This is a genomic window from Corynebacterium sp., from assembly GCF_030826625.1.
Classification (GTDB): Bacteria; Actinomycetota; Actinomycetes; order Mycobacteriales; family Mycobacteriaceae; genus Corynebacterium.
In genome coordinates this window covers 1-14,276 of the sequence record NZ_JAPJNQ010000056.1, presented here as the reverse complement: position 1 = coordinate 14,276, position 14,276 = coordinate 1, and the positions used below count along the sequence as shown (strand labels likewise).

The window sequence follows — 14,276 nt, the reverse complement described above, 5'->3', positions numbered from 1 at the left end:
CTCGAGTGCTGCGGGGTGGGGTACCGGGTTATCGCTACGCCGCGCACATTGGCGCGCTTAACACGTGGCGAGGATGCATTTATCTTGACGACGTTGGCCGTCAAAGAAGATTCAATGACCTTGTATGGGTTCACTGAATCGAGCGACCAAGAAATGTTTACGGTGCTGCAAAAAGTCTCGGGGTTTGGACCAAAACTCGCGATGACGGCACTTTCTGTGCTCAATGCACAAGAACTTGCTTCAGCGATCGCGAACGGCGAATCGAAGAGTTTGCAACGAATTCCCGGGATCGGAAAACGGGTGGCAGAACGGATTATCGTTGAACTCAAAGATAAAGTAGCAGCGTGGCAACCGGCGGAGGCAGAACTAGAATTCGCTGGCACACAAACCAGTGTTGGGGAAGCCGCTGATTTTGGAGCATTGGGTGTCGCTGAGCATGTCGTGGAGGCGCTGGTTGGCCTTGGATTCAGCGACAAACAGGCTAAGGTCACCGTCGATCGCGTATTGGCGGAAGACCCGGAGGCGAATTCTTCACAGACGCTGCGTGCGGCTTTGGCGAAGCTGGGACCACAATAAGATGCTGCAGGTAACTGTGGAGATTGAGCTTCTGAAAATGAGCTATCGAGAATGAACTATCAAATATGTCAGATTTAGAGCGCACAGAGTTTGAATTGCCGGCAGACTATATCGCCAACACTGGGAAAAATCCCGCACATCAACCAGGCTCGGGGCGTAATGGTCGTTCACACGACGCTGCTGTCGACCCGCACCGGCAATACGGCGAGCAAGATATCGAACGTTCCCTCCGACCGAAAAATCTTGGTGAGTTCATTGGACAACCAAAGGTGCGTCAGCAGCTTTCGCTGGTATTAGACGGTGCACGTGGACGCAACGTCACTCCGGACCACGTGCTGCTTTCCGGACCCCCAGGGCTGGGGAAGACGACGATGGCGATGATCATCGCCGGTGAGCTTGGATCTAGCTTGCGAATGACCTCGGGGCCAGCATTGGAGCGAGCTGGCGACCTAGCCGCGATGTTGTCTAACCTGATCGAAGGCGACGTGCTATTCATTGATGAAATCCATCGAATGGCGCGCTCAGCTGAAGAAATGCTTTATATGGCGATGGAAGATTTTCGCATCGACGTCATCGTTGGCAAAGGTCCCGGGGCCACCTCAATTCCATTGGAAATTCCTCCATTCACTTTGGTTGGTGCGACTACTCGCGCTGGCATGCTTACTGGGCCGTTGCGTGATCGCTTTGGCTTTAACGCGCAAATGGAGTTTTATGACACTGCTGATCTCACCGAGGTAATCGAACGCACCGCTAAAATCCTGCAGGTAGAGATTGACCACGATGCAGCAGTGGAAATCGGTTCGCGTTCACGCGGTACCCCGCGTATTGCGAATCGTTTGTTGCGCCGTGTGCGTGACTACGCTGATGTACATGGCACAGGCCGCATCGATCTAGCTTCAGCCCAAGGCGCTCTAGAAGTCTTTGACGTTGACAATCTCGGACTCGACCGCTTGGACAGGGCGGTTCTGGGAGCACTCGTGAAAGGTCATGCCGGAGGTCCGGTTGGTGTGAACACATTGGCGGTTGCGGTTGGTGAGGAGGCTGCAACCGTCGAAGAAGTCTGTGAACCATTTTTAGTGCGTGCTGGATTGTTAGCACGCACCGGGCGGGGACGCGTTGCTACTGCGCGAGCTTGGGCGCACCTTGGCCTGCAAGCCCCAGAGCATGCGCCAGGTCAAATTGATGATTAATCGAAATTTAGGTCTAGTAGCGCCACCAAACGATCGTTCCGTCGGACCTAAGTAGCATTGCCTTAGCCCGGTCTGGCACACTATGGGGCATGGATATTCTTCTCATTTTTGGCCTCTTGGCATTATTCTTGCTGCCATCGTTTTTCATGATGCGTAAGCAGCGTAAACAGCAAGACGAGATGCGTAGTTTCCAGCAAGCGTTGCAGCCCGGGGATCGCGTAATTTCGGCTGGCGGTATCCACTTGGTGCTGACCGAGATCGGTGAAACCAGTGTGACTGGTGAGGTGGCCAGTGGCGTAGAAGTCACCATGGAAAAAATCGCGATTTTGCGTCCAGCAGACCAAGTGAGCCCGGCGCAGAATTCACCGGCCGTTCCAGAATCAGTCAATGATGGAGTTAATACAGACTCGGGCAACAATGGTGAGCAGGAGTTTCCTAATCACCCAGAAAATGACAACCGTAATAGCTAACTAGCGCCTATACTGCAACAGCGACCGATTGCCGTATGCATTCACGTTTTGCAGTATGCGTTCACGTTTTCAGGAGAAACACCCTTGCCGGAACCAAATACAAAGGCCAAACGCGTCGGAAACGCGCGAAGCTGGCCTGCCAAGGCGCTAGCCTGGTTTATTGTCGTCACCGTGGCGCTATTTTCGCTAATTCTGTTTACGGGTGACCGTCAAGCAACGCCGCGACTGGGTATTGACCTACAGGGCGGCACCCGCGTCACGCTGGTTCCGCAGGGGGATGAGCCCACGCAGGATCAGCTTGATCAGGCGCGCGCAATTCTGGAACAGCGCGTTAACGGTATGGGCGTATCAGGCGCACAAGTTGTAGCCGATGGTAATACGCTGGTCATCACTGTGCCAGGCGAAGACACCGCACAGGCTCGCGCCGTCGGACAGACTTCGCAGCTACTCTTCCGTCCCGTTGCGCAACAACCGACGCCAAATCCTTCAGCTCTTGCTGAAACGCTCGGAGAAATGGCGAACCGATGGGTTGAATATGATCTGACCACAAAAGAGCAAGCTGAAGAGACGATCGATCGGATCTACGCGGCATTCGCTGAGCACAACGACTCAGCTGCGCACAACGACGAAACTGCGAGTGAAGAATCTTCAGCACTTGGGGAGAAACCAAAAATTACCGCAAAGGTAAAACCTGAGCCGTCTAATTCTTTGGAGCAAGCTGAGCGCCGTGAAGAAGTTACGAAGTTGTTGATTGCGGACCGACAGTCCGAAGACCCCACCACGCAAGCTGCTGCGAGCGCGTTGATGACCTGTCAAGGTGATATTGATCCATTGTCTGGTGCCGACGATCCAGCATTACCTCTGGTGACGTGTGATTATGAGCAGGGACAGCCTTACTTATTACAGCCGGCACCGCTGCTTAATGGAGTTACCGATCCAGAGGGGCCACGCCTGACGGGTAATGAAATTGATACTGATAGCCCGATCAACGGTGGTTTCAATCAGCACAGCGGGCAAATGGAAATTTCGTTCGCTTTTAAGCCGGGTTCTGGCCCGTCTGGTGCGCAGACCTGGGCTGATCTCACGCAGGAGTATCTACAGCAACAAATCGCTATCACTTTGGACTCCAACGTGATTTCTGCGCCGGTGATTCAGGGAGTTACCCCGTATGGTTCAACTACCTCAATCACGGGTCAATTCAGCCAGGAAGAGGCGCAGGAACTAGCGAATAATCTTCGCTACGGAGCGTTGCCTCTGTCATTCGTCGGTGAAGACGGAACACCTGGAGGCACAGCCGAAACGGTTCCGCCATCGCTGGGACAGGCGGCATTGAAAGCTGGCCTGATTGCAGGGTTGGTGGGTATCGCTCTGATCGCGATTTATGTTTTCTATTACTATCGATTGCTCGCGTTGATATCTTTGGTCTCGTTAGCGGCCGCAGGTGTCATTACCTACGCTGCGATCGTGCTCTTGGGACGCTGGATCGGCTATTCTCTTGATCTTTCCGGAATCGCGGGTCTGATCATTGGTATCGCTACCGCGGCTGACTCTTTCGTCGTTCTCTATGAACGTATAAAAGATGAACTTTTGCAGGGACGTACGTTCCGTTCTGCAGCACCGCGGGCATGGGATCGCGCGAAGCGAACTATCGTTACCGGTAACGTCGTCACGCTCATCGGCTCCGTCGTGGTTTATTTCTTGGCGGTCGGTGATGTCAAAGGCTTCGCGTTCACACTGGGTATTACCACGGTATTCGACATCGTCGTTTCGTTCTTGGTTACTGCTCCGTTGATGATTCTTGTCGCACGTAAACCTTTCTGGGCTAAGCCACAGGTCAACGGGCTGGGTAAAGTCTACGATCTTATCGAAGAGCGCCGAGCTGAAGCTGATAACGCGGATGAGGAGAAAATCCATGGCTAAACAATCACTAGTCAACCGCTTAACCACCGGTGATGGCGGCATCGATTTCATCGGCCGCACGAAGCTGTTTTATATCATCACAGCGGCTTTGATCCTTATCAGCTTGGCGTCGATGCTATTCCGTGGATTCTCCATGTCTATCGACTTTGAAGGCGGCACTCGTATGACGATGCCAGCGGGTGATCTCGTCGCGGAAGAAGTCGAAGAGACCTTTGTTGAAGCGACTGGTGTGGAACCAGAGCTCACACAGATTGTGGGTTCCGGTGACTCCGAGACTCTAGAGATTACCTCGCAGCACCTTTCGCCTGAGCAAATTGGTGAAGCTCGTCTGGCGATTTTTGAGGAGCACCAGCCGGTCGATCACACTGGTAAGCCATCACCGGATGCCATCGGTGATTCCACGGTCTCCGAGTCGTGGGGCGACACGATCACTCAGCGCATGCTGTTGTCTATGATCGTCTTCCTGGTATTTGCGACCATTTATGTCGCTTTCAGGCTGCAGAAATTCATGGCGGTTGCAGCGATGGGGGCGCTCGTTGTTGATGGCGTGCTCATCGCCGGGATTTATTCCCTGTTCGGTTTCGAAGTTTCGCCAGCGGTCATCATCGGTTTGTTGACAGTGCTGACATTCTCGATTTACGACACCGTTATTGTCTTCGATAAGGTCAACGAAAATACTGAAGGCATCACCGCATCGCGCCGCGCAACGTATTCCGAGGAAGCGAATCGCGCAATCAATCAAACCGTCATGCGTTCTATTTCGACTTCGGTGATTTCTGCATTGCCAATCATTGCGTTGTTCGTCGTCGCCGTGTGGTTGATGGGTATCGGTACACTGCGCGACCTTGCATTGGTGCAGCTGATTGGAGTTATCGAAGGTATTTTCTCTTCGATTTTCTTGGCGACGCCATTGCTTGTTTCATTGGTCAACCGAAGCAAGAAGATCAAAAAGCACAACCAAGAGGTCGCTGATTATAGGGCACGAGGATCCGAAGACACCGATCTTGCCGTGAACGATGATGAGATCGAACACCGAACCTTCGCTGCGCCAGAAAGTGCACCCGTCAACGCCCCGACGCCCGAGAACCATCACGGTGCACAAAAAACAACGGGCAGTACCTGGCGGCCTGAATAGTCGAGCCGGTGGCCGATGTAAATGCTATAGCCGCCTATGATTGCGCATCCAATATTTGTTGCCTGAAATATCGCCCGAGACAATTGCAAGAAACGAGCACGCTATGACGGCATCTTCAAAATCGGCCTCATCAAAGGTGCGGATGATTCTCCGCCACTGTGGAATCATTGCATGCTCACTAGCACTGGCTGGTGGGCTGGTTTCTTGTGCTGAAGATCCCGAACCCGTGGCGGATGATCATCCCGGCTGGATTAGCACGGTTGCTGATGGCGCAATAGAGCTCAACTATCAGTCTTCCTCGCCGTTAACGACGACGAATGCTGCATCGGCAAAGGGCAGTGCAACCGCAGCACAACAGCTCTCGGCACGGCTGTATCCAGGGGTGCACGTGGCGGGACCTCACGGCCAAATGATTCAAAATAGCGACTTGATCAGTGTCCGTTTCTTGCCGGGCGTTGAACCGCAAGTCATCTATACCATCGCTGAGGGTGCACAATTTTCGGATGGAGCTGCAATAACCTGTACGGATTACTTGCTCGCCTATACCGCCGGAGTAATGCCAGAATTGTTCGATTCGCAGCTTCCCTTGATGCAACACATCGAGCATTTTGAATGCCAACCTGGTTCATTACGTTTTGTGGTGAAGTTTAATGAAGGTGCAGGGGATCGATGGCGAGAACTTTTTGCGCCGGGAACCGTGCTACCAGCACATGCGATTGCTTCGCGCGCGGGGATGTCGAAATATGATTTGTATCAAGCGCTCGTACACCGCGACGCAGAATTGCTTGCCGAACCCGCTCGCATTTGGTCGGAAGGTTTTAACTTAGAGAACTTCGATCCACTGCTGCAAGTTTCTTTCGGGCCATTTCTCATCGATCATGTGACTGATCAAGGAGCTGCCGTTTTAGCCCGCAACGCTGCCTATTATGGGGATGATGCGCAATTGGCTAGCTTAGCGCTCTGGCCTGCGCGTGCTGACTCAGCAGCATTACTTCAACGTGGGCACCTTGATATTGCTGATATCAGCCAGGTTGATCCTGAATGGTTGGACCGAGATATCGCCAACCAAAATTTTGAGGTTGTACCCGAAGTTGGCGAACTCACGGATGCTCTGTTGCTTGCAGATTCTGGAATTTTCGCAGACGTCGAAAACAGACATGCTTTTGCCGCCTGCATCGATCAAGCAGCTGTTGCAGCGACCTCTTCACACTCTTCTGGGGTAGACGTAGAACCAGTCCTGTGGCAGAGCATTGAACATGAAGACCCTGTTCGAGCAGACCTGCGTGATATTGCAGAGCCACACGCTGGCGTTGACATTAACAAAGCGCGAGCGCTTCAAGGCCAGACAATCCGGATCGGATATCGAGGGCAAGACCAACGGTTGCGACAGATGGTGGAAACTATCGCGACTGAATGCCGCAACGCTGGCATAGAAATAGTGGATGCTGCGCACGCAGAAACAACCGCGGATGATCTGTATCGGGATGACCAGCCGAATGAAGCTGGAATCGATGCTTACCTGGGGGCAGTCTATCCACCGAATTTAGATACTCGGGCAGCTGCACAAGTCAATGACATAGCAGGGCTTCGAGACGCCGAAGAAAAGATGTGGGCTGAAATGCATGTTATTCCACTCGCAGCACAACCACGAGTCTTCGTGATTAACCGAAACGTCAATCATGCAGTGCCTTATACTGGTGAATCGGGAATAGGCTGGAATATGGATCGCTGGCAGCAAAGCAGATAAAACATCTGTGTTAGTGCAATCCTTAGTACACCTCGCTGTCATTGATTTAACGCACTGATCGCCAACAATGGGAAAATATACTGTGACTGAATTCGCTAAAACCATGACTCTTGTCGGAGCCCAGAACGTATTGGAGGATAAAATACGTCGGGTCCATGACTTCCCGCAGCCAGGAATAGTTTTTGAGGACCTCACACCGGTTCTCGCGGATCCGAAATCTTTTGCGGTACTTGTCGATGCTTTGGCAGAACAATGTCAACAAGCTGGTGCTGAAATTATTGGAGGCCTGGATGCTCGTGGATTCCTGTTGGGATCTGCGGTTGCATACAAACTGGGGCTCGGGATTCTGGCAATACGTAAGAAGGGTAAGTTGCCGCCCCCGGTCCACAGCCAGGACTACAGCTTAGAATACGGTAACGCTGCGCTCGAGGTCCCCGCGGATGGCATAGACCTTGAGGGGAAAAATGTCGCCCTTGTTGATGATATTCTCGCCACCGGTGGAACACTAGGGGCTGCCAAAAAACTGCTCGCAGCTTGTGGGGCTAATGTTGTCGCCAATGTTGTGATTTTGGAGATTCCAGGTTTGGACGGGCGGGAAAAGCTAGGGGACGATAATCTGGTTGTAATATATCCGAATTCAGCGCGCTAGAGTGCGGAGATGCAATTATGCCTGATAATAAAGCAGTAAAGCGATCATCACCGAGTGTGCGCAGCATGTCGGCACGGCTTGCGCGGTCTCTGACCTCCGGCAAGGTGAAGATTAAGCCGGTACTTGAACCACTCATGTCGATTCACCGTGAGTTTCATCCGAAAGCTGATGCCGATCTCATCAATCGTGCCTATGAGACGGCCGAACGGTTGCATGAAGGCGTTACTCGAAACTCAGGCGATCCATATATTACGCATCCGTTGGCGGTAGCAACGATTGCTGCAGAAATCGGAATGGATTCTACGACGGTGGTTGCTGCATTATTGCACGACACTGTCGAAGACACTGATTATTCATTAGACGACCTCACCCGTGATTTTGGTGCCGAGGTTGCCCGGCTAGTCGACGGTGTGACAAAGCTGGACAAGTTGGCATTCGGCAGCGGGGCAGAAGCAGAAACGATCCGGAAGATGATCGTCGCGATGTCCAAGGACCCTCGGGTGTTAGTAATCAAGGTTTCGGACCGCTTGCACAATATGCGCACGATGCGCTTTTTGCCACCTGAAAAGCAGGCGAAAAAAGCTCGTGAGACTATCGAGATCATCGCGCCGTTGGCGCATCGATTGGGAATGGCTTCCGTCAAATGGGAACTTGAAGACCTCGCGTTTGCCATCTTGTACCCGAAAAAATACGACGAAATCGTCCGCATGATCGCCGACCGTGCACCGCAACGTGATCGCGTGCTGGCGCAAATCATCGATGAAGTGACGTCGACGCTGAAAGAAAACGGCATCGATGCCGAAGTTCGTGGGCGACCAAAACATTATTGGTCTGTTTATCAAAAGATGATTGTCCGTGGTCGTGATTTTGCCGAAATCTTTGACCTGGTGGGAATCCGGATCCTCGTCAACGATATCAATAGCTGCTATGCCGCGATCGGTGTCGTTCATGGCCTCTATTCAGCTCTCCCAGGACGATTCAAAGACTATATCGCGCAGCCACGATTCGGCGTTTATCAATCGTTACACACCACGGTGATTTCGGGAGCAGGGAAACCACTGGAGGTGCAGGTCCGTACGCACGAGATGCACCATAACGCCGAATACGGGGTAGCTGCTCACTGGCGCTACAAAGAGTTGAAAGGCAAAAACAGCGAAAAGGACGCTGAAGTAGACCAGATGGCATGGATGCGTCAGCTGTTGGATTGGCAGAAAGAAGCCGCTGACCCCAACGAGTTCCTAGATTCGTTGCGCTATGATCTCACGTCTAACCAAATTTTCGCCTTCACCCCGAAAGGCGACGTAATCACTCTTCCGGCAGGGTCAACACCGGTTGATTTTGCTTATACTGTCCATACTGAGGTCGGCCACCGTTGCATCGGCGCCAAAGTTAACGGCAAGCTGGTGGCGCTGGAATCTCAGCTCAACTCGGGCGACCGCGTTGAGATATTTACGTCGAAAGATCCGAACGCTGGTCCGTCCCGCGACTGGCAGAATTTTGTGGTGTCTCCACGAGCGCGCGCGAACATCCGACAGTGGTTCGCGAAAGAGATGCGCGAGGTGCACCTGGAAGCAGGCCGCGATGCCTTGGCAGCGGAGATCCAGAGGGGCGGACTCCCACTGCATCGACTGTTCACGACGACATCAATGAAGCAGGTAGCTACGCAGCTGCATTACCCTGATATTGATGCACTGTATACGGCAATTGGGGCCGGGCATGTGTCCGCACAACACGTGTCTAATCAACTGATGGCAATGTTCGGCGACCAAGAAGATGCCGTTGATGCCCTGGCTGATCGGACTCCGTGGAGCCAATTACTGGAATCTAAGCAGCAGGCAGCGGGACAGGAAAAGGGCGGTAGCGCTATTCTTGTCGAAGGCAACCCTGATGTTATGGCTAAGATCGCTAAATGCTGTCAGCCGGTGCCTGGGGACGAGATTTTTGGGTTCGTCACCCGCGGCGGTGGTGTTTCGGTCCACCGTGCAGATTGCACGAATGCCACGAAGTTACGCGACGAGCCTGAACGCGTACTTGATGTCAGTTGGGCGAATAACGTTGATACTGAAGGTGCTTTTAGTGCCACATTGCAATTAGAAGCACTTGACCGCCAGGGTCTGTTGTATGAGCTGACTGGTATCTTCCAACAGTCAAGTTTGTCGGTGCTGTCGATGAACTCGCATTGTTCAGAGGATCATGTCGCGACTGTCCGTTTTACTTTCACCGTATCTGGGAGCAAACAGCTAGGTGCGTTGATGAATACGTTACGCAACACGGAAGGTGTGTTTGACGTTTACCGTGTCACTGCTTAGGGACGCCGGTAGACGAACAAGACCACCTGATTAGCATCATTTACTGTGCTTGTCGGGTGGTCTCGTATTGGCTAATTAATTTCGAAAAGCCGAAGGCGGGCAACTCCACTTGAAAAGTGGAGTTGCCCGCCGGATCGAAGTATAGATGCTGTTCTTAGACCAGCTTCAGGGACTTCAGGAAAGCGAAGATGGTGCTGGCAACGCCAACAACACCGCTGATAGCCTTCAGAATGTCGTTGAACTTCTTGAAGTTGAATGCACTGTCTTTGTTCTCGGTTGCTTTGCCAGGTTCAGCTTGCTTAGAAGGCTGCGCATTGTCATTGCTGGAAGAGCCGAACAGTTCCTTAGCCTCGGAGCTCAACGGAGCGGACGCAGCAGGGTTAGCGTCAGCGGCGAAAGCTGGAGCTGCAGTCAGAGCCGAAGCGGACAGGGCGATTGCAGTGGCGCCGGCGAGCGCAGCTTTGCGAGGGGAAAACTTCATATTGCCTGAATTCCTTAGAACGATATGTGCAGAACGGGTTCAGCATAACCGATCCATATCTTGCCACGCAACCGTTTATTGCAATTTTATTAAGAATTTCTAAGAATTCTTCACACTTGCCGTTTTGATGCGAACTTCTTCGGCCGGAGCGCCATCACCTGAACCGTCCTCGGTGCCTGCCTCGGCGATACTGTCGAGTGTCTTCAGGCCTTCGTCATTAATTTGACCGAAGTAAGTGTAGTTTGCTTGCAACGGCGAATCATCGTAATTCAAGAAGAATTGCGAGCCATTCGTGCCCGCTCCAGCGTTAGCCATCGCGATGGAACCGCGTGGATAAATCACCTGGGTGGTGGCAGCTTCGTCGCCCAGCTCATCCGTTGGATACTCGTTAGCGAATTGGAAGCCCGGACCGCCAGAACCCTTGCCGGTCGGATCGCCACACTGAAGAACGTGGATTCCTTCGGTGGTCAGACGGTGGCACACGGTGTCATCGTAATAGCCTTCGCTGGCTAAATGTTCGATTGCGTTGACGGTGCACGGTGCAACTTCACGATCAAGTTCCATCCCGATTTCACCCTGGGAGGTTTCCAAGGTGACCGTGGCGGTTCCACGAGCGGACACGTCCTCAGTCTTCGGCTTTCCAGCATCGGATGCGCCGGCTTCACCCTCGCGTTCTTCATAAGTGCAGGAGACAGTCTCTGCCAGCTGCTCTTTACGTTCCATTGCCAACGGCTCAATCTCAGGAGTCTCAGTCGTGGTTGTCTCTTCTTCGGCGGTGAGTTCGGCGTCATCGCCGTCCCGCGTTGCCAATAGCCAAATTCCGCCGACGAGTGCGACGATAGCCAGAGCAGCTACTGATGCGATCCCCAAAGGGCGCGTCTTTTCTTTGCGCTCACGAGATTTTAGCGCTTTGTCCAGTTCATCGAGAGCATCGGTGCCTCGTTGTTTGTTATCGCTGTTCTGATTGTCCACGGTTATTCTTTCTGGTTGTGGTGACGTTTCCGGTCTTGGCATGGCCGGGCCGGTCCTAGCATCTCTAGCATCTTGAAAGATTGTAACTAATGTGGCGGGAGAGCGCAGTAGTCATTAGTCTGGGGGACATGGCTAATACAAAATTTCATGGTGAAGACACCAAAACGGTAGGCGAGTTGCCACAGGTCGGCGATAAGCTGCCAGATTTCACGGTTGTCGGTTCTGATCTGCAAGAGTTCTCCGCTGCCGATTTTGCTGACAAGAAGCTAGTTCTCAATATTTTCCCATCGCTTGACACTGGTGTGTGCGCGACTTCGGTGCGTCGTTTCAACGAGGAAGCCACTGGTTTGGACAACACCGTGGTCTTGGGAATCTCTAACGATTTGCCGATGGCACATGGTCGTTTCACGGATGCCGAGGGTATTGAGAACGTGAAGACCGGTTCTGCATTCCGCTCCAGCTTTGGCGACGATTACGGTGTAAAGCTCGCTGGATCGCCGCTGAAAGGTTTGCTGGCACGCACAGTCATCGTTGCGGACGAGAACCACACCATCACCCACGTGGAGCTTGTCGACGAGATCACTTCTGAGCCAAATTACGAGGCTGCATTGGAAGCCCTGAACAACTAATCAACTAGGGGTAGGTGGCCTGGCGGATCGTCATCACTGTGTAGAATCCCTGCATGGAGATTTCCGGATTCCCAGCAGGCCCTTACCAGACCAATTGCTATGTTGTCTCCGATAACGGCCACGCTTTTGTGGTCGATCCGGGGATGCATTCTTTCGACCGCGTCGTCGCCGCAACTAATTCGTTGCAGATCGACGCGGTTTTTCTGACGCACGGACATTTTGACCACACTCGCTGCGCCGGCAATCTCGCGAAGGAATTTGATATACCGGTCTATATTCACGCCGCCGACGAATTTTGGCTAGGCGATACCAAGGGCTTGCCGCCGCAAATGCAGATGCTTTTCGACGTTGACAACATGGTCCCGATCGCTGATTTGCGAACGCTGGGTACCGTCGGCAAGCGCAATGAACCCGGCACGGTCGAATTATTGGGCCGGGAATTTTCAACTTTTCACGCTCCGGGGCACTCACCGGGGTGCTTGATGCTGCAGGCTGAGAACATCCTTTTCTCTGGAGACGTATTATTTCGGGGTGCGATTGGGCGGACGGACTTACCGTTTTCTGATCCTCAGGCCATGGATGCAACACTGCGGGAAGTAGTTATGAACCTTCCAGACGAACTTCAAGTTTTGCCTGGCCACGGCCCGACGACCACTGTGCGCTACGAGAAAGCCACCAATCCGTTCTTGGCGCAGTTGAACGGCTAGACTAGTTGCCTGTGAGTACTTCGAAATTCAAAGCAGTAGCCCCGAAGGGGATTCCTGATTACATTCCACCGCAATCGGCGACGTTTGTGAAGGTGCGCGATACGCTGGTTCATCACGCGCGTTTGTCTGGTTTCGAGCACATCGAGCTACCGATCTTTGAAGATACCCAGTTGTTTGCACGTGGAGTGGGCGAATCGACTGACGTGGTGTCCAAGGAAATGTACACATTCGCTGATCGTGGTGATCGCTCCGTCACTCTGCGCCCAGAAGGTACCGCAGGCGTTGTTCGTGCCGTGATTCAGCATGGCATTGATCGCGGACCGTTGCCTGCAAAGCTGGTTTACAATGGCCCGTTTTTCCGGTATGAGCGTCCGCAGGCTGGGCGCTACCGCCAACTCCAGCAGGTTGGGGTGGAGGCGATCGGGGTGGACGATCCAGCCTTGGATGCGGAGGTAATTGCGATTGCCGATCGCGCCTACCGCGCCCTGGGGTTGAGCGGTTATCGCCTGGAGATTAATAGTTTGGGCGATCAGAATTGTCGCCCTGTGTATCGCAAAAAATTGCAGGATTTCTTGTTGCAGCTCGATCTTGACGACGAGACTCGTCGTCGTGCAGAGATTAATCCATTGCGTGTTTTAGACGATAAGCGCGAGGAGGTGCAGAGTCAGCTCGTCGATGCACCGCTGATGATCGACCATCTCAATGATGATTGCCGAGAACACTTTGAGACAGTCATTGGATTGCTCGACGATATGGGGATCGAATACACGCTGAACCCACGCATGGTGCGCGGACTGGATTATTACACCAAGACATGTTTTGAATTTGTCCACGATGGCCTGGGGGCGCAGTCAGGAATCGGTGGCGGCGGTCGATACGACGGCCTGATGGCGCAGTTGGGTGGTCAGGAGCTGTCTGGAATTGGCTTCGGCCTGGGGGTCGATCGCGCGGTCCTAGCCCTGGAGGCTGAAGGTATCGAGCTACCCGGCGTCGAGCAGCGCGTAGAAGTTTTCGGTGTACCACTAGGCGAAGCCGCGGCCGCCCGGATGCCGGTGTTGATTAACTCTCTGCGCCAGGCCGGAATCTCAGCAGATATGGCCTTTGGTGGAAAGGGCATGAAAGGTGCGATGAAGGCGGCAAACCGTTCAGGTGCCGCTTATGCGCTGGTTTTGGGAGAGTCCGAGCTTGCCGACGGCATCGTCTCAGTCAAAGACCTGGCAGCGCATGAGCAAACCGAGGTTGCAGCTGACGAGTTGGAGCAGTACCTGCTCACGAAACTACGCTAATCTGCTCGCTTTGATTCCGTTTGGTGGCTTAACATTCAACTTGGCTGACCGTGAAGCCGAGAGTTTTGGCTAAGCCACCGATGGATGTTTCTTTGTATTTCGACAGCATATCGCGGCCAGTTTCGGCCATAGTGTCGATGGCGTTATCAAGGGTGACGTGGTGGGTACCTTCTCCGATCTTCGCCAGGAGGGCGGCGTTAATGGC

At 53.2% G+C, this 14,276-nt stretch carries 14 protein-coding genes; 11 read left to right on the top strand and 3 right to left on the bottom strand.

Translation table 11 applies throughout. From position 1 onward, the window contains the following. From ruvA to RCH87_RS07685, 8 genes are all read left to right on the top strand, one after another. On the top strand, window positions 1-576 hold a 576-nt coding region (gene ruvA, locus RCH87_RS07720), incomplete at its 5' end, for a Holliday junction branch migration protein RuvA (protein ID WP_306516138.1). A gap of 65 nt (window positions 577-641) precedes the next feature. Next, a complete protein-coding gene (ruvB, locus tag RCH87_RS07715; protein ID WP_306516137.1) occupies window positions 642-1,766 on the top strand; it encodes a Holliday junction branch migration DNA helicase RuvB in 1,125 nt (374 codons plus the stop codon). An 89-nt stretch (window positions 1,767-1,855) separates the two neighbouring features. Beyond that, complete coding sequence (gene yajC / locus RCH87_RS07710) at window positions 1,856-2,236, top strand: preprotein translocase subunit YajC (RefSeq protein ID WP_306516136.1); 381 nt, start codon at window positions 1,856-1,858, stop codon at window positions 2,234-2,236. A gap of 84 nt (window positions 2,237-2,320) precedes the next feature. Continuing rightward, entirely contained in the window at window positions 2,321-4,156 is a 1,836-nt protein-coding gene (gene secD / locus RCH87_RS07705; RefSeq protein WP_306516135.1) for a protein translocase subunit SecD, read from the top strand. Next, on the top strand, window positions 4,149-5,291 hold the full coding sequence (gene secF / locus RCH87_RS07700) for a protein translocase subunit SecF (RefSeq protein WP_306516134.1): 1,143 nt from the start codon (window positions 4,149-4,151) through the stop codon (window positions 5,289-5,291). Before secD ends, secF begins: the two co-directional genes overlap by 8 nt. Window positions 5,292-5,433: 142 nt before the next feature. Next, window positions 5,434-7,038, top strand: coding sequence for an ABC transporter substrate-binding protein (locus RCH87_RS07695; protein ID WP_306516133.1), 1,605 nt, complete (start codon window positions 5,434-5,436; stop codon window positions 7,036-7,038). Between the two features lie 103 nt (window positions 7,039-7,141). Next, window positions 7,142-7,687 (top strand): adenine phosphoribosyltransferase, encoded by a 546-nt coding sequence (locus tag RCH87_RS07690; protein WP_306516140.1) that lies wholly within the window; start codon window positions 7,142-7,144, stop codon window positions 7,685-7,687. A 17-nt stretch (window positions 7,688-7,704) separates the two neighbouring features. Continuing rightward, window positions 7,705-9,996, top strand: coding sequence for a bifunctional (p)ppGpp synthetase/guanosine-3',5'-bis(diphosphate) 3'-pyrophosphohydrolase (locus tag RCH87_RS07685; RefSeq protein ID WP_306516132.1), 2,292 nt, complete (start codon window positions 7,705-7,707; stop codon window positions 9,994-9,996). Between the two features lie 154 nt (window positions 9,997-10,150). Here the strand turns inward: RCH87_RS07685 and RCH87_RS07680 are convergent, their stop codons facing one another. Together RCH87_RS07680 and RCH87_RS07675 are read right to left on the bottom strand one after the other, a co-directional pair. Next, the gene (locus RCH87_RS07680) at window positions 10,151-10,477 is read right to left on the bottom strand and encodes a hypothetical protein (RefSeq protein ID WP_306516131.1); all 327 of its coding nucleotides are present in this window, start codon (window positions 10,475-10,477) and stop codon (window positions 10,151-10,153) included. A gap of 99 nt (window positions 10,478-10,576) precedes the next feature. Next, window positions 10,577-11,449, bottom strand: a complete 873-nt coding sequence (locus tag RCH87_RS07675) for a peptidylprolyl isomerase (RefSeq protein WP_306516130.1) — start codon at window positions 11,447-11,449, stop codon at window positions 10,577-10,579. A 128-nt stretch (window positions 11,450-11,577) separates the two neighbouring features. Between RCH87_RS07675 and tpx the strand changes: the two genes are divergently transcribed. From tpx to hisS, 3 genes are read left to right on the top strand one after another with little or no spacing between them, the layout of a single operon-like run. Next, complete coding sequence (gene tpx, locus RCH87_RS07670) at window positions 11,578-12,078, top strand: thiol peroxidase (RefSeq protein WP_306516129.1); 501 nt, start codon at window positions 11,578-11,580, stop codon at window positions 12,076-12,078. A 53-nt stretch (window positions 12,079-12,131) separates the two neighbouring features. Continuing rightward, window positions 12,132-12,785 (top strand): MBL fold metallo-hydrolase, encoded by a 654-nt coding sequence (locus RCH87_RS07665; RefSeq protein ID WP_306516128.1) that lies wholly within the window; start codon window positions 12,132-12,134, stop codon window positions 12,783-12,785. Between the two features lie 11 nt (window positions 12,786-12,796). After that, window positions 12,797-14,071 (top strand): histidine--tRNA ligase, encoded by a 1,275-nt coding sequence (hisS, locus tag RCH87_RS07660; protein ID WP_306516127.1) that lies wholly within the window; start codon window positions 12,797-12,799, stop codon window positions 14,069-14,071. A gap of 28 nt (window positions 14,072-14,099) precedes the next feature. On the opposite strand, the gene RCH87_RS07655 is transcribed toward hisS, so the two are convergent. Next, window positions 14,100-14,276 (bottom strand): L-serine ammonia-lyase, iron-sulfur-dependent, subunit alpha (locus RCH87_RS07655; RefSeq protein ID WP_306516139.1); only part of this gene is annotated, 177 nt, incomplete at its 5' end.